We start from the raw sequence: 25,680 nt of genomic DNA, 5'->3' as shown, positions 1-25,680 counted from the left end.
CCCCGGATCATTATCCTGCGAACCACGCCAGGCCATGTGCAGCTCAAACGTACGGGTCGGCAGCGGTGGATCCTCCGCCCGCACACCGCCGGCAGCCGTCAGCGCATCAGCGGTGTAATCCGGCACGGTCGCAACAATGTCAGTGCCCGCCAGCAACGTGCTCAAGCCATTGAACTGCGGCACGGCCAGTACCACGTGGCGTTTGCGGCCGAGTTTTTCCAGCTCTTCATCGATGAAGCCGCTCAGGTCTCCGGCGAACGACACCAGCGCATGCGGTCGGGCGCAGTAGTCATCCAGGCTCAGCGGGCCGGGCACGGTGTCGGCGCGCAGCAGTTTCGGCTGGCTGCGACGCAGCACCTTGCGTTTGGCGTTGGCCGGCAGGTCGGTGGTGTAGCTGACACCGATGGAGATTTCGCCCGACGCGAGCAGGCCCGGCATCAGTATGTAGTTGACGCGGCGCACGACGAGGACGATGCCAGGGGCTTCGGCACGAAGACGCTTGAGCAGCATCGGCAGCAGGGCGAATTCGACGTCGTCGGACAGGCCGATGCGAAATACCGAAGTGCTGGTGGCCGGGTCGAATTCGGCGGCACGACTGACGGCTGTGGAGATCGAGTCGAGCGCCGGGGAGAGCAGGGCGAAGATTTCCACCGCCCGGGCGGAAGGTTCCATGCTGCGTCCGGTGCGCACGAACAACGGGTCATCGAACAGGCTGCGCAGGCGCGAGAGCGCCGCACTGATCGCCGGCTGACCGAGAAAAAGCTTTTCGGCGGCCCGGGTCACGCTGCGTTCGTGCATCAACGTTTCGAATACGATCAACAGGTTCAGGTCGACACGACGCAGGTCATTACGATTCATCTGGAGTCCTGGCAGAGTCATCAAGCTTGACGAGAGCGACCATATGAGAACAATGGCCGGCATGAATCTTACGGGGAAAGGCTGGTACTCTGCACCGGTAAATTCAGCTTTACTGAGGCATAGGCAGCAGTTTTTTCATCGATTTTGCCAATGCCGCTCATGCTGCGGAATCAATGACAGGCATGTCGACTATTAATAGCCACTGATAGTCTTGGGTCAAAAGCCCAGATAGAGTTCAGGGCATTAGAGGTTACTTTGACGAGGTTTGCGATGTCCCGCACGATCCGTTTTCACAAGTTTGGTCCGGCCGAGGTGCTCAAATGCGAAGAGCATGCGGCCGCTCAGCCAGGTCCTGGCGAAGTGCAGGTGCGTGTCGAAGCGATCGGCATCAGCTGGTATGACACGCTCTGGCGTCAGAATCTGGCCTCGTCCCAGGCCCGCTTGCCATCGGGCCTTGGCCACGAAATGGCGGGTGTGGTCACAGCTGTCGGTGAGGGTGTCGACGGTTTGGCGATAGGCGACAAGGTTGCCAGTTTCCCTGCCGAGAGCCCGAACGACTACCCGGTGTATGGTGAGCAGATCGTTCTGCCGATCACCGCATTGACCCGTTACCCGGACGTGCTCAGCCCGGTCGAAGCCAGTGTGCATTACACACCGCTGTTGATCGCCTATTTTGCCTACGCCGATCTGGCGCGGGTCAAACCGGGGCAGTTTGCCCTTGTCACTGACGCCAGCCATTGCGCAGGCCCGTCTTTTGTCCAGTTGGGCAAGGCGCTGGGGGTGCGGGTAATTGCCGCGACCAAAACCGCTGAAGAGCGGGAGTATCTGCTGACGCTGGGTGCTGAGAAAGTCATCGTCACCGAGGAAGAAGATCTGTTGATGCGGATCAACAAGATCACCGACAACCGTGGTGTTGACGTGGTGTTCGATGGTCTGGGCGGCCCGCAGATGTCCTTGCTTGGCGACGTGCTCGCTCCACGTGGCAGCCTTGTGTTGTATGGCCTGCAAGGTGGCAACCAGACTCCGTTTCCGGCGTGCGCAGCGTTCCAGAAGAACATCCAGTTTTTCGTGCACTGCATCGGCAACTTTACCGGCAAGCCGGAACTGGGCATTACTCAGGACCATGTCGCTCTGCAGCGCGCGCTGCGTGATATCAACCAGTTGACCGCTGACCGGGTGCTGTTGCCATTGAAGACCCGGGTATTTCCCTTCAGCGAATTTGTCGAAGCGCATCGTTACATGGACGAATGCCCTTGCCGCGAGCGGGTCGCACTGCAGGTCGAACCGGCCTGATATCGGTGATCAGAGTCCGTGGTCTCACGGACTCTTGTGTTTATCTCTGCTTCAAACACCTTCCTCTCGGCCCCGACCCGAGACAGTTCTGCAACTGAACTGGTTTTTGCTCCTGATCTGTATCTTCTAATCCACTATTAAGCCCTGATAATCGAATGATTACTTTCATCTCAAGGAATGAGCCATGTCTGTGCATTCTATTTGTGCTGTCCGTTATCAGGTGTTTATCTCTCCAATATCCGTGAAGTTCTGTTTAAGGGCTGTAGGGATATTCCGGCGACGCGTCTTTTTTTCTTGTGCTAACTATTCGTGGGAAGTTGTAAGAAGTTTCCTAGGATTATGGAATCCTTTGCGCAGCCCAGAGCCTGTAAGGGTTTGCGGGGTGTGCGCGAGATTCCTGAACGAGCCTGCGCTCAAGTGTTTCAAATAGCTACAACTCCTTCAGTGTTAGCATAATCACGTCTATTAATTAATCACTGACTCTTGCTTTGTCGATGTCCCGGCTTGCGCGAGATAATTTTTTATATTGGGTAAAGTACTGATGAGCACGATCCATGATCAGGCAATGAACTATGTCTACCAGCAGATATTGCAACGACTGTTGAGTTTTTTCTCGCGGGCGGAACGAACCGCACTCCAGTTGTTGATCCAGCGTCTGGCGGTGGCCGCCGGTGGAATGGATCGCATCGGCGAGTTCAAGGTCCTGGTGACCCAGTCAGGTTCGCGTGACAGCTGTTACTCGCTGGCAATGTTGCGCGCAGCGCAGCTCAGCATCGCAGTGCGCGCGCCGGCGACCTTCCAGCTGCGGGTGGCCACATTGCGCTGGAATGGTACGACCGAGGCAGCGCTGAGCAACATGCATCGCAGTTTCAGCTCACTTTTTTTATACGATGACCCCCGTGTCGAACTGCTGATGGTCGATAACCGTGAAGTATTGCCGTTCAATCATCACGTACCTTTGAGCGATGAGGGACGCAACGCCAATCGCACCAATCTGCTGATGGTCGGCCATCGCCGATCCTGGCAGGACGCACTGGAACTCTGGGATGACGCCTATCTGGCCACCGCCGAGTTTTATGACCAGATTGCCCGTTGGAACAACGGCGTGGATGTGATGATCAGCAGCGAAAAACCGTCCCGCCAAAGCCGGTTTCTCAGTGGTCTGGACCGGGCCTTGTGCCGGGTTTCCAAGAATGGTGTGCCGGCAAACAACTGGGGCGCCGAAGATCTGTTTCTCGTACTGGATTCGCTGGGCGGCGACCTCTATCAAGAGCTCTATCCGGACCCGCAACGTCTGCCCTGGCGTCCCGTGGGAGAGTTTGAAGCCTGTCGTCGCACTTGCTTTGTCGACGTCAACGACATCCTGGTTGACAAGCTCGATGAGCGCTGGCCGTTACTCAGTGAGTTTCTTGGCTTTCAGATGGAGGAGCCTCTGCTTTACCAGAGCGATGGCGAATTTGCCGACCCGCTGGTGACCGCCCATCTCCACGGGATCCAGGCGAGTGTCAAGGAAGGGAGCAATTATGCTCTGGGCGTGCGGGAGCATCTGCAAAGTTGCCTGGCGCAAATGCGCAGCAAACAGTTACCGGAATCGACCTGGGAACCACTTGTGGTGGTCCTCGGCAAACCGGATGGCGCCGATGAGCTTCGTTTGCAGGGCGGGGCATGGCTGCAAAGGACATTCGGTCTGAACGAGGAGCAAATCATTTGTCTGCTGTTTGCTCCGTTTGTAGACAAGGGAGCCGGTCTGGAGCAGTTTTTACGCACTTGCCATCCCGGCATGCTGGTGGCTTTGCCTGATTTGCACCGTGCGATGCAAGGATTGCATGCTCCGGAGCAGGTGTTGAAATGGATGACTGACGTCAGTGGTTTATCCATCGACTTGATTGGTCGCCTGTACAGCATGGAGCCTGTCCGTCTGCGAAAGCCGATGGAGCCCGTCAAGGCGACGGGCGCATGTGAAAACGAAGACGTGATGCGTGACCGCTCGGCGGAAGGTTGACGGTGAGCGTTTTCGCCTATCAGGCGGTGTATCGCTATCTGATTCAATTGATCAATGAGCCGAACAGCGGCGAAACACTGCGATTGCCTTCATTGCGCCAGTTGGCTGAACGCCTGAATGTGTCCATTTCGACTATTCAGTACGCCTACTCATTGCTGGAAAAGGAAGGGCGGGTCTATTGCGTCGCCAAGTCAGGCTATTACGCACAATCAACGGGGCAGGCTTCGTTGCCTGCTTGCGAAGGCGATCTGCTTGAAACGATCTATATCAATGCCCGACGTCCCGGCATGCGGGTATTGAGCTCTGACGAACCGGCCTCGATACAGCCACTGGACAGCCCGCTGCTCATGATTGAGCGCGAACTGCTGCGCCAATATCCACGGGTGCCACAAACACTGGCGCAGCCTTGGGGCGAGCAGGCGTTGCGAGTCGCCCTGGCCGCGCGTTATACCGTGTCACCTGAGAACTGCTGGCACGCGGACGACGTGTATATCGGTGCGGACCTGCGTGGCGTTCTCGAAATCCTGATTGCCGCGCTCGGACTGCGGCGTGCCACCGTAGTGGTCGAATCGCCCTGTGACTGGGTCATTCTGCGCTTGCTCGAACACGCCAATGTGCGAGTCATCGAGCTGCCAGTGGAGGGTAACGGCGGATTTGACCCGCAACGTCTGGAGTCGCTGCTCAAGACGGAAACGGTGCGCCTCGTACTGCTTTCCTCGGCGCTGAGCATGCCCCATGGTTCGCTGATTCCGTACTCCAACCGGCAAATCATTGCGCATCTGCTGGTTCAGCACGGAACGTGGGTGCTGGAAAACGACGCTTATGGCGAGTTGCAGGAGGGCCTTGAGGGGCATCGAATTCGCGATCTGCTCGATCCTGAGCGATTGCTGGTGTTTTCCACGTTCGAAAAAGTCATCGGCGCCGAGGCACCTTACGGTTTTGTTCTGGCAAAAGGGTTGCGCAGCGAGTTGCAGCGGCACTTCCTTCTGCGCTCCTTTCGTCTCTCGCCGATCCGTCAGAAAGCTATCGCCCGCCTGTATGGGGGCGGACGTATCGATCAGCATTTGCAGATATTGAGACGATTGCTCAAGGAACGTCGCAGTCGTTTGATCAACGTGTTGCGCGAGCGATTGGGCGACGCGTTGCATATCGTCGAACCGCAGGGTGGTTCAACCGTCTGGTTGCGCTCTTCACGCCCGGTGAATATGGAGCGCGTGTTTCGCGATCTGCTCAGGCAGCAGGTGCTGGTAGCGCCCGGAGACTTGTTCAGTCTGCAGGGCTTGCATGCCAACCACGTACGCCTGAGTTCTCTCGGGCACAGCGATCAGGCGCTTGCCGAAATGGTCGGTCTGCTGGGCGATTCCTTGCGCCTGGCCTCAATCTGAGCGTGATTGTTAAAAAACATCGCAAATGCTCTGGATAGATCTCATCGCCCAATGGTCGAACTGCCAGTAAACTGCGCTGTATTTCCTGAACCACTCTCTCAGAGGTTTTGCATGACACTCAGTCCTTTTGCGGGCAAGCCGGCACCGGCAGAACTGTTGGTCGATATCCCGCGACTGGTGACGGCCTATTACACTGGCCAGCCTGACGCTTCCATTTCCACCCAACGCGTGGCATTCGGTACGTCCGGGCACCGAGGCAGCTCCTTCGATCTGAGTTTCAACGAATGGCACGTTCTGGCAATCAGCCAGGCAATCTGCCTTTATCGCGAAGCCCAAGGCATCAACGGTCCGTTGTTCGTCGGCATCGACACCCACGCACTGTCGACCCCGGCCGGGGCGAGTGCGCTGGAAGTGCTGGCCGCCAACGGCGTGACCGTTATGATCGCTGAAGGTGACGAGTACACGCCGACACCAGCGGTATCGCACGCGATTCTCTGCTACAACCGTGGCCGCACGTCGGGGCTGGCCGATGGCATCGTCATCACGCCGTCGCACAACCCTCCGCAAAGCGGTGGCTACAAATACAACCCTACCAACGGCGGTCCGGCCGATACCCACATCACCAAGTGGATCGAGGCCAAGGCCAACGAACTGCTGGCCAACAATCTGGCGGGCGTCAAACGCATCAGCTACGAACAGGCGCTCAAGGCCAGCACCACGCATCGTCACGACTACCTCAACACCTATGTCGCCGACCTGATCAACGTGATCGACTTCGATGCCATTCGCGACGCCAAGCTGCGTCTGGGTGTCGATCCGCTGGGCGGAGCAGGGGTGCGCTACTGGTCGGCGATTGCCGAGCATTACCGTCTCGACCTCGACGTGGTGAACAAGCAGGTCGATTCGACATTCCGTTTCATGACCGTGGACTGGGACGGCCAGATTCGCATGGACCCATCGTCCAGCCACGCGATGCAAGGCTTGATCGGTCTCAAGGAGCGTTTTGACGTCGCGTTCGCCTGTGATCCGGATCACGATCGCCACGGTATCGTTACACCCTCGGGCGGCTTGCTCGCACCCAACAACTATCTGGCCGTGGCCATCGATTATCTGTTCCAGAACCGTCCGCAGTGGCGCGCTGATGCGGCGGTCGGCAAGACTGTGGTCAGCAGTGGTCTCATTGATCGCGTTGCCAGGCGCTTGGGCCGTCGTCTGTACGAAGTGCCGGTCGGCTTCAAATGGTTCGCCGAGGGGCTCTTCGACGGTTCGCTGGGCTTTGGCGGGGAAGAGAGCGCGGGTGCCTCGTTCCTGCGTAAAGACGGCGGAGTGTGGAGCACGGACAAGGACGGGCTGATCCCGGCGCTGCTGGCTGCTGAAATGACGGCTCGCACCGGGCGCGATCCGAGTCAGACCTATCGCGGATTGACCGATGAGCTGGGCGAACCGTTCTCGGTACGCGTCGACGCCAAGGCCAACCCTGAGCAAAAAGCACTGTTGAGCAAGCTGTCGCCGGACCAGGTCACTTCGACCGAACTGGCAGGCGAGAAAATCCAGAGCATTCTCAGCCATGCGCCGGGCAATGATCAGGCCATCGGCGGCTTGAAGGTGATGACCGAAAACGGCTGGTTCGCCGCGCGTCCATCGGGCACCGAAGACATCTACAAGATCTACGCCGAAAGCTTCATTGGCGACGACCACCTCAAGCAACTGGTGGCTGAAGCGCAAACGCTGGTGGATGGTGCAATCAGCACCAAGTGATCTTCAGGGAATTGAGTTCATTTTGTGGTGAGGGGATTTATCCCCGATGGACTGCGTAGCAGTCCGCTCCATTAAATAGAGGGGCCGCTTCGCGGCCCATCGGGGATGAATCCCCTCGCTACAAAAAAAGGGGCGACCATGGCGGTCGCCCCTTTTTTTCGCCTGCAGGTCAGGTCATCAGGCCAGATCCACCAACACGATTTCGCTGTCTTCAAGCGCCGTCACGCTCAGCAGCGACTCCTGTTCCACGGCGATACCGTCTCGAGCCTGTGCGCGCAAACCGTTGATTTCAATGGCACCGGTGGCGGGCACCAGATAGGCCCGGCGCCCAGCTTCGAGGCGATACTCAGCGGTTTCGCCTGCCTTGAGGTTGGCTGCTACCAAACGAGCATCGGCGCGAATGCGCAGGCTCTGATCGTCGCCATCCTTGCCGCTGGCCAGGGTCACGAAGCCTTCGCGTTGACCTTTCGGGAACGGCTTGGCGCCCCACGACGGCGGTGCGCCGGTTTGCGTCGGCAGAATCCAGATCTGAAAGATCCGGGTTTCCTGCGCTTCCAGATTGTATTCACTGTGCGCGATGCCTGTTCCGGCGCTCATGACCTGTACGTCACCCGCTTCGGTGCGTCCCTTGTTGCCAAGGTTGTCCTGGTGGGTTATCGCACCTTCGCGCACATAGGTGATGATTTCCATGTCGCGGTGCGGATGCAGTGGGAAACCCGTGCCCGCCGCAATCACGTCGTCATTCCACACCCGCAGATTGCCCCAGTTCATGCGTTGCGGGTCGTAATACTCGGCGAACGAGAAGTGGTGGTGAGCATCCAGCCAGCCATGATGAGCGCCGCCCAGCGTGCTGAAAGGTCTGAGTTCAAGCATGATCGTCTCCTCAAGAGGTTCGTCATGGGGCGTTTCGCCAGAGCCACGAAGCGAGACCGTCGGTTAATGACAGGCATGATCCATCAGCCAACTATCGAGAAAAAGCGTAAAAAATGCGGCATTGTTATCGAATCCGTTGATAGAAAAAGACTTGAAATATTCTTGCCCGACTTTCAGTTCATCGCCTAAACCAATGACTTGTAAGCATTTCGCTAGAACTCACGGGCAAATACAGACACCATAGCCCCAACAGCCTCACACACTGGAGCCCGTCAGCGTGGCGCAACACACCCCCGATCTCCCTCCCGAACTTCGCCCATTGGCCGAGATGCCCTGGTTCAAGCGTCTGGCCGCGCGTTTCTTTGGTCATGGCCTGACGCGTCTGCGCGCCCAGCACCGTGCTTCATGGCTTCACGGTCAGGCGGACGGTTTTCGCAGCGGTCACACTGCGGGTGTCGAGTACGGTTTCAAGGAGGGAAAACTTGAAGGGCTGGAGGAAGGCCGCCAGGTTCTGCTGATTCGCGACAGCCGCAGCACTGAACATCGTGCGCCGAGCGTGGACAATCATCTGTTCGACGATTGGCGCCTCCCGCTCACTGCCGAACTGAAAAAACGCATGAAGGCTGATGTGGCGCGCCTGCTGCCTGAGCATGCCCAGCCAAGTGCCGCGCAATGGAAGATGATCTTCAGTGACACCCCTTCAACCTCGGTGGTTGCGGGCGCCGGTGCGGGCAAATCGACCACGCTGGTATTGCGGATTCTGTTGCTCACGCATTATCTGGGCTTTGAGCTCGATTCAATGACCGTGGTGACCTTTACCCGCGAGTCGCGCAAGGACTTCATCAACAAGCTGATCGAGATGTTCGCCCTCTGGGGCCATGCATTGAACCTGAGACAGGCACGGGAACTGGTGCGCACCTTCCACTCGCGCATTCTGCCGATGGTGCGCAGTCTGCCGGGATTCGAACGCCTGCAAGCGTTCGAAAACCTCAGCAATCGCCAACAAGGGGCGGACGAAGAGGTCGACAGCAACCCGTTCGACCTGCGCATCAACGATGCCCAACGCCAACAGCTCAATGCCTGCTATCACCGCTTGTTCAATGAAGACGAACGTTTCCGCCAGTTGATTCAGCCTCTGGCCAAAGCCGGTTTGCAGCTCAAGGAACTGGAGCGCGATCATCCTGACGTGCAAAAGCGCGTGGCAGTGACCGAACTGGCGGCCAAGCGCGACGAAGAGCTGTGCGACGCCATCGAAGACTTGTGGTTTCGTGCCGGTGCCTGGCCGATCAAAGGCATCGAACCCAGCCGTCAGACCTTCGAAATCAATGGGTCGACCTTTCATTGCCACGGTTACATTCCCAGCCTCGATGCCTGGGTGGTACTCGGTTTCGACGCCCGGGAAAACCCGCAGATCTGTCGCCCCAACGCCAAGCTCAGCGTACGTGCGGAGTGGGCTGTAAAGCGCACCCTGTTTCAAGCTTTCTGCCGTAAGCCATTGATTTGGCTAGACAGTTACGAGGCATCGAAACGGGTTCTGTCGACATTGGCCGGTGACGCAAGCGCCGGGCCGGGGTTTGATTACAAGGTCAAAGGCGAGTTGGCTTCAGCGCCGCTGCTGGACTGTTTTGTCGCGGCGGCAGGCTTCATCGAAAACCTTGGCCTGGACGTGCCGGACGCCGTCGGTCGCATGAGTTTCGCCAAGGACGATCCCGACCGGTTTTTCTTCGAAGCGTTGAGCCTGTTCTGGCGTGCACTGGAAGATCACCTGCTCGATCAGAAACCGCCAGTGATGACTTACAACCGGATGTTTGCCCTGTTCAGCGAGCATTCACCGGAGAACCTCAAGCTGCTCAGTGATGAGCTGCTGCGGCCAATGTCGCACCTGATGATCGACGAATTCCAGGACGTATCCCCGCAAATCGTCTCGTGGATCCGTGCCAGCCTCGCAGAAATCCGCAGCCGTGGCCCGGCCATGCATGTCGGGCGGGGTGCCCAGCGTTCATCGTTGCTGTGCGTGGGTGACGACTGGCAGTCGATCTACGGCTGGCGTGGCAGTTCGCCAAGTTACTTCATGGAGTTCAACAAGGAATTTCCTTCGCCGAGCACTACGCGGGTGATGCTCAGCGACAACTACCGCAGTCATCAGCACATCATCGATGCCGCCGAACACATCGTGCGCGCTGCTCCGGCAATTGCCGGCAAGAAGGCTCGAGCCAGCGGGGATCCCAAGGCCTTGCAGCCGGTCAATGTGCTCGAGCGCGATGATCAGGCCTTGGGGCATCGCCTGGCGGAACACTACAATCGGGGCGATTCAATCCTGATGCTTTATCGAAAAAGCAGCGATAAGTCTTTGATTGAGCAGAACATTCAGGCTGTAGTTAATGTTGATTCGAGCTTACCGTACGAAGCCCGGCGCCTGAAACAGCTCACCTACCATAGCGCCAAAGGCCTGCAAGCCGATGCGGTGTTTTTGCTGGGTGACTGCCAACATCTGACCAGTTCGCCCTACAAGAATCAGGTGTACCGCATGGCCGGGCTGGGCAAGGCTGGCGACAGTGAGCCTTACGATACGGCGCAGAAGGACGAGATCCTGCGTCTGGCGTATGTCGGCATCACCCGCGCAGTCAGCCACTGCTACTGGTACGTTGAGCCGCAGGACACCCAGGCTGTAAACATGCCGAGGGCGTCTGACCGGGTTGCCCAAGGCAAGGCGTTCTTTGTCGATCACCGCCAACAACCGAAAATCGCCTAGCGCACAAAAAAGCCCGCCAGAATCGGCGGGCTTTTTAATTGAAAACAACAGGTTACGCGTAACTCCTGAGAGACTCCGGAGGAATGAAAGCCTCCAGCTCGTCCTCCACGGCTTCGATAATGCGCTCGACGTCAGCGGCGTTCATGACCGTGGCACAAGGAATGCCGGCAATCGCGATCATGGTTTCGCCACTCGCGCGATCGAACAGACGAGCAATCATGCTGCCCGGTGCATCCATCGTCGCTTCAAAACCCATGGGATGAAAATGCCAGCGCATCAGCTGGCACGCGTTAGGGAACGTGACTTTACTGGAACCTTTATTCATGTGTTGCCCGCCTTCTTCATCGAGCGCTTCCGTTTGCTCATGTTAGGTGGGAAGAGCCTTCATTGGCTCAACCGGTCAGTGACGTTAAAAGTAGCATCCGGATGTGAATTTTCCGTGAGATTTTTCAGTTCATTTTGCGATTGCTTCGCATTTTTTGATGTAAGTCACGTCACGATCACTCATCGCCAAATGGCCACTATGGTTTAGCCGTTGCTCGATCTGCCGAACTTGGGCAAGCTCGGTTCTTTTGCTCCGAGCCCTTTATGCACGCCGATGATGACGGCCCAGAACAGACCCCGGCCACGGCTGCCACGGTCATGCGCTACCACCTGAGCTGGAAACACCGCGATCTGGACTGCGTCATGGCGCTGTATCACCCGGACGTCCAGTACAACGATTTCTTTCAGAACCGGGTGCTGGGCCTCGACGAACTGCGCGAGTACGTGCGCGTGAGCATGCCGCGAGAATCCGACGAAGCGCTGGAGCATTGCGACCGGATCCGCGTGGACGGCAATACCGCGTTCATTCAATACGAAGTGACCTTGCGCGGCGGTGATGGTCTGGTGTCGTTCCGCTCCAGTGAAGCGATCACGGTGAAGGACGGGTTGATCTGGCGGGTCAACGAATACGCCTCACTGGTTCGGACACACACCAACGGCGCCGACGCACCCAGCCAGCGTCCGGCGGTGAGTCGCCTGGGCCTTTCGCCGCGCCAGATCAGTTTCATGGCTGAAGACCTGCAGCAGTACTTCGAACGCCAGCAGCCGTACCTTGATCCGGAACTGGATCTGCAACGGGTGGCGAAGGAGTGCGGCTACAGCCGCAACCAGATTTCCTATCTGCTCAACCAGGTGCTGGGCCAGAGCTTCTACCGTTACGTGAATCAGGCGCGCCTGCAGCACTTGCTCAAATTGCTGGACCACGCCACGCCGCCGCTGCGTATCGACGAGCTGGCGTTCGCGGCCGGTTTCAACTCGCTGTCGGCGTTCTACAGCTGTTTCCGCCAACACACCGGTCAGTCACCGAAGGCCTACGCCAAACAAATTTCTTTGCGGGCACGCGCGCAAGACAGCCGTTGAAGTCACCCACTAGGATCGACGCCATCGAAGGTTTTCAGTGGCGGAGTCTTGCATGCCGGCGTGGCGCACTATCAGTTTGTGGATGGATCAACTCGACGAGCCGCTCACCGCGCGGCCGGCGCTGGAGCAGGATCTGGATGTCGACGTGGCAATCATCGGCGCCGGTTACACCGGGCTGTGGACCGCGTACTACCTGAAAAAACTTGCGCCCGGGCTGGACATTGCCATCGTCGAGGCGCAAACCGCCGGTTTCGGTGCGTCCGGGCGCAATGGCGGCTGGCTGATGGGCAATCTGCTGGGCGAGGATCGACTGCTGGCCGGGCTTTCGCCAGAACAGCGCCGCGCCTCGTTTGATCTGCTGCACAGCATCCCCGATGAAGTGGAAGTTGTCCTCGAACGCGAGGGTATCCACTGCGATTACCGCAAGGGCGGCGTGCTTTACTGCGCCGCACGCTATCCCGAGCAGGAAGCCAGCCTGCGCGAGTATCTGGACAAACTCCACGCCCAGGGCCTGACCGATAACGATTACCGCTGGCTGAGCCCCGAGCAACTGGCGCAACAGATTCGCGTCGCCAAACCCTACGGCGGCATCTATGCGCCGCACGTGGCAACCATTCACCCGGCGAAACTGGTCCGGGGCCTGGCGCGTACCGTGCAGAACATGGGCGTGAAGATCTACGAAAACAGCCCGGTCACCCATTGGCAGTCTGGCAGTTTGCGCACGGCCAGGGCCAGTGTGCGCAGTCGCTGGATCGTGCCGGCGGTTGAAGGTTACTCGGTCACGCTGCCGCCGCTGGGTCGCTATCAGTTGCCGGTACAGAGCCTGATTGTCGCCACCGAACCCTTGTCCGCCGCCACTTGGGACGAAATCGGCCTCAACCGTGGTCAGGCCTTCAGCGAGTTCAGTCGTCAGGTCACCTATGGTCAGCGCAGTGCCGACAACCGTCTGATCTTCGGTGCCCGCGGCGGTTACCAGTTCGCCGGCAAGCTGCGCCACAACTTCGACCTGACCCGCGATGAAGTCGAGCTGCGTCGTTATCTGTTCGGCGAACTGTTCCCGCAACTGAAAAACGTGCAGATCACCCACGCCTGGGGCGGCAACCTCGGCATGTCGCGACACTTCAAGCCGCACATGCTCTGCGATCGCGCCAACGGCATTGCGCTGTCCGGCGGTTATGGCGGGGAGGGCGTCGGGGCCAGCAACCTCGGTGGTCGCACCCTGGCCGATCTGATTCTGGAGCGTGACACCGAGCTGGTGCACCAGCCGTGGGTGCTGCCGGACGGCGGGATTCACGCGCTGCGTGCCTGGGAGCCGGAACCGTGTCGCTGGCTGGGCTACAACGCGATCATCAAAAGTTTTGTTCACGAAGACCAGACCCTGGCCAACCCGGCCACCGCACCGTGGCGGCGCAAGCTCGCCAGTCAGGTCGCGGGCTTCATGGAAGGTTTCATGCACTAACCGCCGTTTTCTTCAAAAAGACAGGTCACACCCATGAGCATTACGCAGTTCAAGAACACCGCCACTCTGCAACTGGACGAGTCCAATCCGGTTGCTGTGCCACTCGGTGAGCCGATCGCCATCGCCTCGACCACCAGTGTCGAGCGCGATGACGGCGTCGAAACCGGCGTCTGGGAATGCACGCCAGGGCGCTGGCGCCGGCAGATCACCGCGCAGGAGTTCTGCCATTTCATTTCTGGCCGTTGCACGTTCACCCCGGACAACGGCGGCGAAACCCTGCACATACAAGGTGGCGACGCACTGATGTTGCCGGCCAACACGCTCGGTATCTGGGATATCCAGGAGACCGTGCGCAAGACCTACGTCCTGATTTTCTGATTTTTCGATCTTTGATTGCCTGCCAACAAAAATAGCCACTACAGGAATCGACCTCATGCTCCAGAAAACCCTCGCCCTGGCACCGCTGTTGCTGGTGGCCTCGATCAGTCACGCCGCGGAAACGGTCAAGGTCTACAACTGGTCCGATTACATTGCGCCGGACACCACCAAAAACTTCCAGAAAGAAACCGGCATCGGCGTGACCTACGACGTCTACGACAGCAACGAAACCCTCGACGGCAAGCTGATGACCGGCAAATCCGGCTACGACGTGGTATTCCCGTCCAACCACTTCATGGCCCGGCAGATCCAGGGCGGGGCGCTGAAGAAACTCGACAAGAGCCAGTTGCCGAACTGGAAGAACCTCAATCCGGTGTTGCTCAAGGCTTTGCAGGTCAACGACCCGGACAACGAACACGGTTTCCCGTACCTGTGGGGCAGCACCGGCATCGGCTACAACGTCGCCAAGGTCAAAGCCGTACTCGGTGACAATGCACCGGTGGACTCGTGGGATCTGATCTTCAAGCCCGAGTACATGGAAAAACTGCAGAAGTGTGGCGTGGCGATTCTCGACAACGGCCCGGAATTGCTGCCGGCTGCCCTCAATTATCTGGGCCTGCCGCATCACAGCAAAAATCCCGAGGACTACAGGAAAGCCGAAGCGTTGCTGATGAAAGTGCGTCCTTACGTCAGTTATTTCCACTCTTCGAAATACACCAGCGACCTGGCCAACGGCGATATCTGTGTGGCGGTCGGTTTCTCCGGCGACATCCTGCAAGCGGAAAACCGCGCCAGGGAAGCGAAGAACGGTGTCGAAATCGGCTATGCGATTCCCAAGGAAGGCGCGGCGATCTGGTTCGACATGGTTGCCATGCCGGCCGATGCACCGGACGAGAAGGCCGGTTACGCATTCATGAATTACCTGCTGCGCCCGGACGTGATGGCCGGCATCAGCAACTACGTGCACTACGCCAACGGCAACGCACAGGCTGACAGCCTGATCGACCCGGCAATCAAGAGCGATACCAAGGTTTACCCAAGCCCGGAAATGATGGGCAAACTGTTCGCGCTGGAAGCCATGCCGCTGAACATCGACCGGATTCGCACCCGTGTCTGGAACAAGATCCGCACCGGTAGCTGATCCAGCCCCAAAACCCTGCAGGAGCTGCCGCAGGCTGCGATCTTTTGATCTTGAAATCCAAAGATCGCAGCCTCGTTTCACTCGACAGCTCCTACAGGGACAGGGTTATTGAGTAGTTGATATCAATACACTGGCATTGCACTAATAAAGTGCGGCAAAGTGAGACGTATCCATCAAAAAGCAACTTACCGATATTTAATATTTAAATAGAAAATCGTCAGACAATTAGGCGAGAACAAACACCTCATAACAATCTTTCGACCCCGCAGTCATTGTTTACGGGCATTTGCCGGAACAGTCCGATTTGATCTCAAAAAAATGCTAGACGTAAGATTTCAAATTGTGTCAGGTTTCTTACGCCTTCATTGGGCGAGTGATAGGACGATCTCGCCAGGGATTGTCCCTATCTGACAAAAACTGTTCCATTGCTAAACAAGGAAGTGTGTTTATGTCGAAAGTAAAAGCTAACGCTATTGATACCGCCGAACAGTCCTTCCAGCTGTCGGCACTGCAACCGCTGGGCGCTGCCAGCTCGGCGTACAACCAGATCAATAGCTTCAGCCATCAGTACGATCGTGGTGGCAACCTCACGGTCAATGGCAAACCCTCCTTCTCCGTCGACCAGGCCGCAACCCAGTTGCTGCGCGACGGCGCTGCCTATCAGGACAGGGATGGCAGCGGCAAGATCGAACTTACCTATACGTTCCTGACGTCTGCAACGTCCAGCACGATGAACAAGCACGGGATCAGCGGGTTCAGTCAGTTCAATGCTCAACAGCAAGCCCAGGCCAAGCTCGCCATGCAATCCTGGGCTGATGTGGCCAATGTGACTTTCGCCGAGAAAGCCACGGGCGGTGATGGCCACATGACCTTCGGTAACTACAGCGGTGGCCAGGATGGCGCTGCAGCGTTCGCTTACCTGCCAGGTACCGGCTCCGGTTATGACGGCACCTCGTGGTATCTGATCAACAGCAGCTACACACCGAACAAAACGCCAGATCTGAACAACTACGGTCGTCAGACCCTGACGCACGAAATCGGCCACACCCTGGGCCTTGCTCACCCTGGCGATTACAACGCCGGCAATGGCAATCCGACCTACAACGACGCGTCCTACGGCCAAGACACCCGTGGTTACAGCGTCATGAGTTACTGGAGCGAAAGCAACACCAGCCAGAACTTCAGCAAGGGTGGCGTGGAAGCTTATTCCTCCGGCCCGCTGATGGATGATATCGCGGCCATCCAGAAACTCTACGGTGCCAACACCGCCACCCGTACCGGCGACACCACCTACGGCTTCAACTCCAACGCCGGGCGCGATTTCCTCAGCGCGTCGTCGTCGAGCGACAAGCTGGTGTTCTCGGTATGGGATGCGGGTGGCAAGGACACCTTCGACTTCTCGGGTTTCACCCAGAACCAGAAGATCAACCTCAATGAAGCCTCGTTCTCCGACGTTGGCGGCCTGGTGGGCAACGTGTCCATCGCCAAGGGTGTCACCATCGAGAACGCCATCGGCGGTTCGGGCAACGACCTGCTGATCGGTAACAGTGTGTCCAACGAGCTGAAGGGCGGTGCCGGCAACGACATCATCTACGGCGCCGGTGGTGCGGACAAACTGTGGGGCGGCGCCGGCTCGGACACCTTCGTGTTCGCGTCCAGCTCCGACTCCAAGCCGGGTGCAATCGATCAGATCCTCGATTTCGTCAGCGGTCTGGACAAAATCGACCTGAGCGCCATCACCAACGGTTCCGGCCTGCACTTCGTCAGCAGCTTCACCGGTGCAGCCGGCGACGCGATTCTGACGTCGTCGGGCGGCAACAGCCTGTTGTCGGTGGACTTCTCCGGGCACGGCGTGGCGGACTTCCAGGTCAGCACCGTGGGCCAGGCGGCGACCAGCGATATCGTGGCGTGATGTGAAACGGGAAGCGGCGCTTAATGCGCCGCTTTCTTTTACTTGCATCGTGTCGACTGCTGGGCAAGGCTACGCGCCGGAGCGAATTTTCTTATGACTTATGAAGCTTTTACCTACAAAGCAGTGGCGTGGCTTTTGGCGGCGTTCATCATGATTTCTGGAGAAACAACCATGGCAAGCAGCCTCAGACTTGAAGATCCATCCGTTTTCGCCGGACAGTGGCAAGCCGTTCTGACCGCGCCCGATGATGCTGCACTGGCGCAGACACTGCAGGACAAACCGTCGAACACCTGCCTCATCGATCTGGAACCCAACCAGACCCTGGGCAAGGGAGCCGACTGCCTGGGGGCATGGCTTGAGCAGGCTCCGATCGGCTGGTTTCCCGACCCGGACGGCCTGTCGATTACCGGCAAGGAAGGTTCAAGAATCCAGTTCTTCAGCCGACAACGTGATGGGCTTTATCTGAGCACTTTGAAATCAGGGCTGGTGATTACGCTCAAACGCACTGTGCCAAAGCCGTGAAGATCAAAAACGACGGACAGTTGCATATAAGCTTCGACGCAGCAGTTATAAGAAAAATACCGAGACAACGAAAACCCGGTTGAGGCCGGAAGTTGTTGTTGAAGTGTCAGTGGAAAGTGACAAGAGATATTCCGGCAAGTGCACGGATAATTAATAGAGGCGTCTCGCCAAAGAGTGGCGAGGAAAACATTTCAGGAATAATCAATGAAGATGGCGAAGGCCCCAGCCACCGCTCCCTTATTCAAGGCTTTGGGTGACTATAAAAGCATTTTGATCAGCGTCGGGTGCTTCACCGCACTGATTAACGTGCTGATGCTGGTGCCCTCCATTTATATGTTGCAGGTCTACGACCGCGTGCTGTCTTCGCAGAACGAAACCACGTTGGCGATGCTGTCGCTGATGGTCGTCGGGTTCTTTGCGTTCATCGGCATGCTGGAAGTAATCCGCAGCTTCATCGTGATCCGCATCGGCAGCCAGTTGGAGCGCCGCTTCAACCTGCGCGTTTATCAGGCCGCTTTCGAGCGCAACCTTTTCAAGGGCGAGGGCAACGCCGGGCAATCGCTGGGCGATCTGACGCACATCCGTCAGTTCGTCACCGGGCCGGCCCTGTTCGCGTTTTTCGATGCGCCATGGTTCCCGGTCTATCTGTTCGTCATCTATCTGTTCAACGTCTGGCTCGGCGTACTCGCCACGGCCGGCGCGCTGCTGCTCATTGCGCTGGCGTGCCTCAATGAATACATGACCAAGAAGCCCTTGGGTGAAGCCGCCGGTTTCTCGCAGAAGTCCAGCCAACTGGCCACCAGCCACCTGCACAACGCCGAAACCATTCAGGCAATGGGCATGCTCGGTGCGCTGCGCAAGCGCTGGTTTGGCGTGCATTCGCGCTTCCTCGGTCTGCAGAACCAGGCCAGCGATACCGGCGCCGTCATCAGTTCGATCAGCAAGACGTTACGCCTGTGCCTGCAATCGCTGGTACTCGGCCTGGGTGCGTTGCTGGTGATCAAGGGCGACATGACGGCCGGGATGATGATTGCCGGTTCCATTCTGATGGGCCGTGTGCTGAGCCCGATCGATCAGTTGATTGCCGTGTGGAAGCAGTGGAGCGGGGCGAAACTGGCTTACCGGCGTCTCGATTCCTTGCTGCAAGCCTTCCCGCCGAGCGATGACGCCATGGCCCTGCCGGCGCCAAAAGGCCAGATCACCTTCGAGCAGGTCAGCGCCGGCCCTCCGGGGCAGCGTGCCGCGACCTTGCACATGGTCAACTTCAATCTGGGTGCCGGCGAGGTGCTGGGCGTGCTCGGTGCTTCCGGCTCGGGCAAATCGACGCTGGCGCGGGTGCTGGTGGGTGTCTGGCCAACGCTGGGCGGCACTGTGCGCCTGGACGGCGCCGATATTCATCGCTGGAACCGCGATGAGCTCGGCCCGTACGTGGGTTACCTGCCACAGGACATCGAACTGTTCAGCGGCACCATCGCCGAGAACATCGCCCGTTTCAGCGAGGCCAACCCGGAGAAAGTCGTGGCGGCCGCGCAACATGCCGGTGTCCACGAAATGATTCTGCGGCTGCCGCAAGGTTACGACACGCAACTGGGCGAGGACGGCAGCGGCCTGTCCGGCGGCCAGAAACAGCGGGTGGCACTGGCGCGCGCGATGTATGGCGAGCCGAGTCTGGTGGTACTCGATGAGCCCAACTCCAACCTCGACACCGTCGGTGAAGCGGCACTGGCCAGCGCCATCGCTCACCTCAAAAGCAAGGGCACGACCGTCGTGCTGGTGACACACCGTTCTTCGGTACTGGCCCAGGCGGACAAACTGCTGGTGCTCAACGACGGCCGTCTGCAGGCGTACGGCGCCAGTCAGGACGTCCTCAAGGCGCTGTCCGGCGCCCAGGAACAACAACGGGAAAAAGCCGCGCAGGCACCGGGCGGGCTCAGCATGAGCCGGCAGTATCAGCCCACGACAAGGAATTCGGGTGTATGAGCAGCGCGACCATGAACACACAAAACGAAGCCACCATGGAACACGAGTACATCGCCGAACGGCCGGAGCGTGACGCGAAATTTTTTGCCCGCATGGGCTGGATTCTGGCGCTGGTCGGTGCCGGCAGCTTCTTCACCTGGGCGGCATTGGCACCGCTGGATCAAGGCATTCCGGTGCAAGGCACCGTGGTGGTTTCCGGCAAACGCAAAGCGGTGCAGTCGATGAGCAACGGCGTGGTCAGCCGGATTCTGGTGCGCGAAGGCGAGATCGTGAAGCAGGGCCAGCCGCTGTTCCGGCTCGATCAGACCCAGGTCGCCGCCGACGTGCAGTCGCTGCAGGCGCAATACCGCATGGCCTGGGCGAGCCTGGCGCGATGGCAGGCCGAGCGCGACAACCTCAAGCAAGTGACGTTTCCGGCAGAACTGAGCGACAACGCCGATCCGCGCCTGGCGCTGGTGCTGGAAGGCCAGCGGCAACTGTTCAGCAGTCGCCGCGAAGCGTTTTCCCGCGAACAGGCCGCCCTGCGCGCCAGTATCGAAGGCGCCACCGCACAACTGGCCGGCATGCGCCGCGCGCGCACCGATCTCAATGCCCAGGCCGATTCGCTGCAACAGCAACTGAGCAACCTGCAACCGCTGGCGGACAACGGCTACATCCCGCGCAACCGCTTGATGGAGTACCAGCGTCAGCTGTCGCAAGTGCAGCAGCAACTGGCGGAAAACACCGGTGAAAGCGGTCGCGTTGAGCAGGGCATCCTTGAATCGCGCCTGAAGCTGCAACAGCACGGCGAGGAATACCAGAAGGAAGTGCGCACGCAACTGGCCGACGCGCAACTCAAAAGCGTGACGCTGTCCGAGCAGCTGACTTCTGCCGGTTTCGACCTGCAGCACAGCGAGATCCTGGCCACCGCCGACGGTGTGGCGGTCAACCTTGGCGTGCACACCGAAGGCGCTGTGGTGCGTCAGGGCGAGACCCTGCTGGAGATTGTCCCGCAAGGCACCACGCTGGAAGTCGAAGGTCACTTGCCGATCAACCTGATCGACAAAGTCGGCACGCATTTGCCGGTCGATATCCTCTTCACGGCATTCAACCAGAGCAAAACCCCGCGCGTGCCGGGTGAGGTCAGCCTGATTTCCGCCGACCAGATGGTCGATGAGAAAACCGGCGTGCCGTACTACGTGTTGCGCAGCAGCGTCAGTGACCAGGCGATGGAAAAACTCCATGGTCTGGTGATCAAGCCCGGTATGCCGGCGGAAATGTTCGTGCGTACCGGCGAGCGTTCACTGCTCAATTATCTGTTCAAACCGCTGCTTGACCGGGCCGGCTCTGCGCTGACTGAAGAATAAGGATGTTCGGCAGGATGAATAAGCTTTCGATGTTGGGAGCAGCCTTTGCGCTGCTCGCAGGAAACAGCGCGCTGGCGGCCATGGGGCCTTTCGAGATCTACGAACAGGCATTGCGTAACGACCCGGTGTTCCTCGGTGCGATCAAGGAGCGTGATGCGGGCCTGGAAAACCGCGCCATCGGCCGCGCCGGGCTGTTGCCACGGATCGGTTACAACTATAACAAGGGCCGCAACTCGTCGAAGGCCACGTCCCTCGACGAGCGCGCACGCAACCGTACCGATGACCGCAATTACAGCAGTTACGGTTCGACCCTGACGGTCCAGCAACCGCTGCTCGATTACGAAGCCTATGCGGCGTATCGCAAGGGTGTGGCGCAGTCGCTGTTCGCCGACGAGAATTTTCGCGGCAAGAGCCAGGAACTGCTTGTGCGGGTGCTCGACAATTACACCAAGGCCCTGTTTGCACAGGATCAGATCGACATTGCCCAGGCCAAGAAAAAAGCCTACGAGCAACAGTTCCAGCAGAACGAGCACATGTTCAAACAGGGTGAGGGCACCCGCACCGACATTCTGGAAGCCGAATCGCGTTACGAACTGGCGACCGCCGAAGAGATCGAGGCGCGCAACGAGCAGGATGCCGCACTGCGCGAACTGGGCGCGCTGGTTGGCGTACCGGCGGTGAACATCGACGAACTGGCGCCGCTGGATCAGAACTTCCAGACCTTCGCCCTGATGCCGGCCAACTACGACACCTGGCATGAACTGGCGATCAGCAACAACCCGAACCTGGCCTCGCAGCGTCAGGCCGTGGAAGTGGCGCGCTATGAAGTAGAGCGCAACCGCGCAGGACATCTGCCCAAAGTCAGTGCCTACGCCTCGATGCGCCAGAACGAATCGGAAAGCGGCAACACCTATAACCAGCGCTACGAGACCAATACCATCGGTTTCGAAGTCAATGTGCCGTTGTATGCCGGTGGCGGGGTCTCGGCCTCGACACGTCAGGCCAGCCGCAGCATGGAACAGGCCGAGTACGAGCTCGATGGCAAGACCCGCGAGACGTTGATCGAACTGCGCCGCCAGTTCAGCGCCTGCCTGTCAGGCGTCAACAAACTGCGCGCCTACCAGAAGGCATTGTCCTCGGCTGAAGCGCTGGTGGTGTCGACCAAGCAAAGCATTCTCGGTGGTGAGCGGACCAACCTCGACGCGCTGAACGCCGAACAACAACTATTTACCACCCGCCGCGATCTGGCTCAGGCACGCTACGACTACTTGATGGCCTGGACCAAGTTGCATTACTACGCCGGCACGCTGAACGAGCAGGATCTGGCGCGGGTGGATGAGGCGTTCGGGCAAGGCCCGAAAACCCGGTAACACGGAAAATCCTGTAGGCGCTTGAAGCAGAGCAAAAGATCGTAGCCTGCGGCAGCTCCTACATAGAACACAGCAATCCCTGTAGGAGCTGTCGAAGGCTGCGATCTTTTGATCTGGCTGTCAGTGCCTGCAAAACAATAAGAAAAGTGAGTGGTGAACATGGACGTACGCATCAAGCCGGCAGCGGTCGGCAGCCTGTTGCTCGCAGTTTCCATCGCGCAGGCCAACGCGCAGTACCTCGAATCCGGCCAACCCGGCGATCCGGCCAGTTGGCGCAGCGCCGAATTCCAGCGTGACTGGGGCCTGGCGCGGATGCAGGCCGATCAGGCCTACGCGCTCGGCATCACTGGCAAGGGCGTGAAAATCGGCGCCCTCGATTCCGGCTTCGACGCTGCCCATCCCGAGTTCGCCAGCGACCGCTACCACCCGGTGCTGGCGTCTGGTAGCTACGTCGACGGTTCGCCGTTCAGCGTCAACGGCACGCTCAATCCCAACAACGATTCCCACGGCACTCACGTGGTCGGCACCATGGGCGCCACCCGTGACGGCACCGGCATGCACGGCGTGGCGTACAACGCGCAAATCTACGTCGGCAACACCAACAACAACGACAGCTTCCTGTTCGGCCCCAAGCCCGACCCGCGTTATTTCAAAGCGGCGTACGACGCCCTGGCCGCTGCCGGTGTACGGGCGATCAACAACAGTTGGGGCAGCCAGCCGCCGGATGTCAGCTACCGGACCCTGGCCGATCTGCATGCCGCCTACGCCCAGCACTGGAATCAGGGCACCTGGCTCGATGCGGCGGCAGACGTCTCGCGTCGCGGCGTGATCAACGTGTTCAGCGCCGGCAACAGTGGCTACCCGAATGCCAGCGTGCGCTCGGCGTTGCCGTACTTTCAACCGGATCTGGAAGGCCATTGGCTGGCGGTCTCCGGGCTGGACCAAAGCAATCAGCAGAAATACAACCAGTGCGGCATCGCCAAATACTGGTGCATCACTACGCCGGGGGCAAAGATCGACAGCACCATCCCCGGTGGCGATTATGCGATCAAGTCCGGTACTTCGATGTCTGCGCCACACGCCACCGGCGCACTGGCACTGGTGATGGAACGCTATCCGTACATGAGCAATCAGCAGGCGCTGGAAGTGTTGCTGACCACGGCAACGCAACTGGACGGTTCGGTCACCGATGCACCGACCGAACGGGTCGGCTGGGGCGTGGCCAACCTGAATCGGGCGATGCGCGGGCCGGGGCAATTGCTGGGCACGTTCAATGCCAGCCTGGCGGCGGGTCAAAGCGATGTGTGGAGCAATGACATCTCCGACAAGGCCTTGCTGCAGCGGCAGGGGGAAGACCTTGCCGAACACAGCGCCTGGCAGCAGACCCTGCAAGACAAGGGCTGGCAGAACGGCGTGCCGGCCGGCGCCAGTCAACAGGATCAGACCGACTACGCCGTGGGCATGGCCCGTGATGCGGCAGCGGCGAGCAGGGTCTATCAAGGCAGTTTGATCAAGTCCGGGGCAGGGCGGTTGCTGCTGACCGGCGACAATACCTTCCGTGGCCCGACCACGGTCAATGGCGGTTTGTTGAGCGTCAACGGTTCGCTGGCCTCGGCAGTAACGGTTAACGACAGCGGCACCTTGGGCGGCTCCGGGCGCATTGGCGCGCTGATTGCCAACAGCGGTGGCCGCGTGGCGCCGGGCAATTCCATCGGCACCTTGAACGTGGCCGGTGACGTGACCTTCGCTCCGGGTTCGACCTATGCGGTCGAGCTGTCGCCGACGAGCAGCGACCGCATCGTGGCCGGTGGTGTCGCGAGCATCAGCGGCGCCACGGTCAGCCTGTCGCTGGAAAACAGCCCGACGCTGCTCAGCACCACGCAAGCGCGCAGCCTGCTCGGTCATTCGTACGACATTCTGCAAGCGGCGGGTGGCATTCAGGGCCAGTTCGGCGCAGTGCTGCCGGATTACCTGTTTATCGGCGGCAGCCTCGATTACGCGGCCAACGCCATTCAACTTGATATCCAGCGTAACGGCACCTCGTTCGCCAGCGTCGGGCAAACCCCGAATCAGCGTGCGGTAGCGGCAGCCGTCGAAGGCCTTGGCGCCGGCAATTCGGTGTACGAAAGCCTGTTGCTGTCGGCAGACGCCACCTCGGCGCAACAGGCCTTCCAGCAGTTGAGCGGGGAAATCTACCCGGCACTCGGCTCGATGCTGATCAATGACAGCCGTCAGTTGCGCGACGCCGTCGGCGAACGTCTGCACGATGCCAATGCCACGCAAAGCAATGGCTGGATCAAGGCACTCGGCGCCTGGGACTCAACCGATTCGGGCAATGACACGTCGCGTTACAGCACGTCGATTGGCGGCTTGCTGGCTGGTGTCGACGGCGCACTGGACGAGCAGACCCGCATCGGTCTGGTCACCGGTTACAGCGACAGCTCGCTGAACATGGGCTCGGACACGCATTCCTCGGCCAAGGTCGACAGCTATCACCTCGGCGCTTACGCCGGTCATGACATTGGCGCTTGGCGCCTGAGTACCGGTGCGGCCTACAGCTGGCATCGCGCCGACGTCAAACGCGATTTGCAGTACGGCGACGTCAGCGCCAAACAGAAAGCCAAGGTTGATGCGGCGACTACGCAGGTTTTCGCTGAAGCGGCTTATCGACTGAACCTGCAACCGCTGGCACTGGAACCGTTCGCCAATCTGGCCTACGTACATCTGGACACTGAAGGTTTCACCGAGAAGGGCGACGCGGCGGCGCTGAAAAGCGCCGGCGATCAGCGTGACGCCGTGCTCAGCACTTTAGGTGTGCGGGCGGTCAAGCGCTTCAATTTGTCGGCCGGGCAGGCGCTTGACCTGAGTGGCCACCTCGGCTGGCAGCACAGCCTGAGCGACATCGACTCCGAACAGCATCTGCGCTTTGCCAGCGGCGGCACGCCGTACTCGGTCGAGAGCTCGGCACTGGTGCGTGATGCAGCACTGGTCGGCGTACAAGCGAGCCTGGCCTTGAGCAAGGACGTACGGGTCAACCTTGATTACAACGGGCAACTGGCCAATCGCGAGAAGAGCCACGGGGTGGGGCTAAGCCTGAACTGGCAGTTCTGACGGGGCGTACGCGTAACCCTGTAGGAGCTGCCGAAGGCTGCGATCTTTTGACTTTGATTTTTTAACAACAAGATCAAAAGATCGCAGCCTGCGGCAGCTCCTACAGGTTCAGTGGCACACACCTGTGGCGAGGGAG

19 protein-coding genes are annotated in these 25,680 nt (G+C 59.2%); 16 read left to right on the top strand and 3 right to left on the bottom strand.

What is annotated here, in order from left to right; genetic code table 11:
- The coding region (locus DBR18_RS00105; RefSeq protein WP_108588812.1) for a LysR family transcriptional regulator at window positions 1-858 on the bottom strand (858 nt) is incomplete at its 3' end.
- 270 nt (window positions 859-1,128) lie between these two features.
- Between DBR18_RS00105 and DBR18_RS00100 the strand changes: the two genes are divergently transcribed.
- The 4 genes from DBR18_RS00100 (at window position 1,129) to pgm (ending at window position 7,296) form a co-directional block, all read left to right on the top strand.
- On the top strand, window positions 1,129-2,151 hold the full coding sequence (locus tag DBR18_RS00100) for a zinc-dependent alcohol dehydrogenase family protein (RefSeq protein ID WP_108588811.1): 1,023 nt from the start codon (window positions 1,129-1,131) through the stop codon (window positions 2,149-2,151).
- Window positions 2,152-2,692: 541 nt separating this feature from the next.
- Window positions 2,693-4,153 (top strand): hypothetical protein, encoded by a 1,461-nt coding sequence (locus tag DBR18_RS00095; protein WP_108588810.1) that lies wholly within the window; start codon window positions 2,693-2,695, stop codon window positions 4,151-4,153.
- 2 nt (window positions 4,154-4,155) lie between these two features.
- Window positions 4,156-5,538: a PLP-dependent aminotransferase family protein gene (locus DBR18_RS00090; protein ID WP_256588471.1), complete on the top strand. Its 1,383-nt coding sequence runs from the start codon at window positions 4,156-4,158 to the stop codon at window positions 5,536-5,538.
- A 111-nt stretch (window positions 5,539-5,649) separates the two neighbouring features.
- Entirely contained in the window at window positions 5,650-7,296 is a 1,647-nt protein-coding gene (gene pgm / locus DBR18_RS00085; RefSeq protein WP_108588808.1) for a phosphoglucomutase (alpha-D-glucose-1,6-bisphosphate-dependent), read from the top strand.
- Window positions 7,297-7,473: 177 nt separating this feature from the next.
- Here the strand turns inward: pgm and DBR18_RS00080 are convergent, their stop codons facing one another.
- Window positions 7,474-8,169, bottom strand: a complete 696-nt coding sequence (locus tag DBR18_RS00080; protein WP_108588807.1) for a pirin family protein — start codon at window positions 8,167-8,169, stop codon at window positions 7,474-7,476.
- 24 nt (window positions 8,170-8,193) lie between these two features.
- Here DBR18_RS00080 and DBR18_RS28210 point away from each other — a divergent pair, with 24 nt between their 5' ends.
- A complete protein-coding gene (locus DBR18_RS28210) occupies window positions 8,194-8,358 on the top strand; it encodes a hypothetical protein (protein ID WP_158275032.1) in 165 nt (54 codons plus the stop codon).
- A gap of 88 nt (window positions 8,359-8,446) precedes the next feature.
- Complete coding sequence (locus DBR18_RS00075; protein WP_108588806.1) at window positions 8,447-10,921, top strand: UvrD-helicase domain-containing protein; 2,475 nt, start codon at window positions 8,447-8,449, stop codon at window positions 10,919-10,921.
- Between the two features lie 52 nt (window positions 10,922-10,973).
- Here DBR18_RS00075 and DBR18_RS00070 read toward each other — a convergent pair whose 3' ends face one another.
- Entirely contained in the window at window positions 10,974-11,246 is a 273-nt protein-coding gene (locus DBR18_RS00070) for a DUF1652 domain-containing protein (RefSeq protein ID WP_034154176.1), read from the bottom strand.
- Window positions 11,247-11,509: 263 nt separating this feature from the next.
- Here DBR18_RS00070 and DBR18_RS00065 point away from each other — a divergent pair, with 263 nt between their 5' ends.
- The 10 genes from DBR18_RS00065 to DBR18_RS00020 all read left to right on the top strand — a co-directional run bounded on the left by DBR18_RS00065 (window position 11,510) and on the right by DBR18_RS00020 (window position 25,544).
- The gene (locus DBR18_RS00065) at window positions 11,510-12,325 is read left to right on the top strand and encodes an AraC family transcriptional regulator (RefSeq protein WP_108588805.1); all 816 of its coding nucleotides are present in this window, start codon (window positions 11,510-11,512) and stop codon (window positions 12,323-12,325) included.
- Window positions 12,326-12,377: 52 nt separating this feature from the next.
- A complete protein-coding gene (locus DBR18_RS00060; protein WP_108588804.1) occupies window positions 12,378-13,784 on the top strand; it encodes an FAD-binding oxidoreductase in 1,407 nt (468 codons plus the stop codon).
- 33 nt (window positions 13,785-13,817) lie between these two features.
- Window positions 13,818-14,162, top strand: coding sequence for a cupin domain-containing protein (locus DBR18_RS00055; protein ID WP_108588803.1), 345 nt, complete (start codon window positions 13,818-13,820; stop codon window positions 14,160-14,162).
- Between the two features lie 55 nt (window positions 14,163-14,217).
- Complete coding sequence (locus tag DBR18_RS00050) at window positions 14,218-15,303, top strand: polyamine ABC transporter substrate-binding protein (protein WP_108588802.1); 1,086 nt, start codon at window positions 14,218-14,220, stop codon at window positions 15,301-15,303.
- A 448-nt stretch (window positions 15,304-15,751) separates the two neighbouring features.
- Window positions 15,752-17,215: a serralysin family metalloprotease gene (locus DBR18_RS00045; RefSeq protein ID WP_108588801.1), complete on the top strand. Its 1,464-nt coding sequence runs from the start codon at window positions 15,752-15,754 to the stop codon at window positions 17,213-17,215.
- Between the two features lie 93 nt (window positions 17,216-17,308).
- Window positions 17,309-17,737: an AprI/Inh family metalloprotease inhibitor gene (locus DBR18_RS00040; RefSeq protein ID WP_158275031.1), complete on the top strand. Its 429-nt coding sequence runs from the start codon at window positions 17,309-17,311 to the stop codon at window positions 17,735-17,737.
- 204 nt (window positions 17,738-17,941) lie between these two features.
- Complete coding sequence (locus DBR18_RS00035; RefSeq protein WP_108588800.1) at window positions 17,942-19,717, top strand: type I secretion system permease/ATPase; 1,776 nt, start codon at window positions 17,942-17,944, stop codon at window positions 19,715-19,717.
- Window positions 19,714-21,063, top strand: coding sequence for an HlyD family type I secretion periplasmic adaptor subunit (locus DBR18_RS00030; protein WP_108588799.1), 1,350 nt, complete (start codon window positions 19,714-19,716; stop codon window positions 21,061-21,063). Before DBR18_RS00035 ends, DBR18_RS00030 begins: the two co-directional genes overlap by 4 nt.
- Window positions 21,064-21,065: 2 nt before the next feature.
- Complete coding sequence (locus DBR18_RS00025; RefSeq protein WP_108588798.1) at window positions 21,066-22,433, top strand: TolC family outer membrane protein; 1,368 nt, start codon at window positions 21,066-21,068, stop codon at window positions 22,431-22,433.
- Window positions 22,434-22,592: 159 nt separating this feature from the next.
- Complete coding sequence (locus tag DBR18_RS00020; RefSeq protein ID WP_108588797.1) at window positions 22,593-25,544, top strand: autotransporter serine protease; 2,952 nt, start codon at window positions 22,593-22,595, stop codon at window positions 25,542-25,544.
- Window positions 25,545-25,680 lie beyond the last annotated feature (136 nt).

The organism is Pseudomonas sp. HMWF021 (assembly GCF_003061005.1).
In the GTDB taxonomy this organism is placed as follows: domain Bacteria; phylum Pseudomonadota; class Gammaproteobacteria; order Pseudomonadales; family Pseudomonadaceae; genus Aquipseudomonas.
Note: the sequence above shows the minus strand (reverse complement) of the source record. Positions and strands in the feature narration are given on the sequence as shown.

Coding starts and splice junctions, on each gene's coding strand:
- DBR18_RS28210 (WP_158275032.1), top strand. CDS start 8,194: ATGGGGCGTTTCGCCAGAGCCACGAAGCGAGACCGTCGGTTAATGACA.
- DBR18_RS00035 (WP_108588800.1), top strand. CDS start 17,942: ATGAAGATGGCGAAGGCCCCAGCCACCGCTCCCTTATTCAAGGCTTTG.
- DBR18_RS00095 (WP_108588810.1), top strand. CDS start 2,693: ATGAGCACGATCCATGATCAGGCAATGAACTATGTCTACCAGCAGATA.
- DBR18_RS00045 (WP_108588801.1), top strand. CDS start 15,752: ATGTCGAAAGTAAAAGCTAACGCTATTGATACCGCCGAACAGTCCTTC.
- DBR18_RS00055 (WP_108588803.1), top strand. CDS start 13,818: ATGAGCATTACGCAGTTCAAGAACACCGCCACTCTGCAACTGGACGAG.
- pgm (WP_108588808.1), top strand. CDS start 5,650: ATGACACTCAGTCCTTTTGCGGGCAAGCCGGCACCGGCAGAACTGTTG.
- DBR18_RS00060 (WP_108588804.1), top strand. CDS start 12,378: ATGCCGGCGTGGCGCACTATCAGTTTGTGGATGGATCAACTCGACGAG.
- DBR18_RS00030 (WP_108588799.1), top strand. CDS start 19,714: ATGAGCAGCGCGACCATGAACACACAAAACGAAGCCACCATGGAACAC.
- DBR18_RS00050 (WP_108588802.1), top strand. CDS start 14,218: ATGCTCCAGAAAACCCTCGCCCTGGCACCGCTGTTGCTGGTGGCCTCG.
- DBR18_RS00020 (WP_108588797.1), top strand. CDS start 22,593: ATGGACGTACGCATCAAGCCGGCAGCGGTCGGCAGCCTGTTGCTCGCA.
- DBR18_RS00025 (WP_108588798.1), top strand. CDS start 21,066: ATGTTCGGCAGGATGAATAAGCTTTCGATGTTGGGAGCAGCCTTTGCG.
- DBR18_RS00065 (WP_108588805.1), top strand. CDS start 11,510: ATGCACGCCGATGATGACGGCCCAGAACAGACCCCGGCCACGGCTGCC.
- DBR18_RS00040 (WP_158275031.1), top strand. CDS start 17,309: ATGACTTATGAAGCTTTTACCTACAAAGCAGTGGCGTGGCTTTTGGCG.
- DBR18_RS00100 (WP_108588811.1), top strand. CDS start 1,129: ATGTCCCGCACGATCCGTTTTCACAAGTTTGGTCCGGCCGAGGTGCTC.
- DBR18_RS00070 (WP_034154176.1), bottom strand. CDS start 11,246: ATGAATAAAGGTTCCAGTAAAGTCACGTTCCCTAACGCGTGCCAGCTG.
- DBR18_RS00080 (WP_108588807.1), bottom strand. CDS start 8,169: ATGCTTGAACTCAGACCTTTCAGCACGCTGGGCGGCGCTCATCATGGC.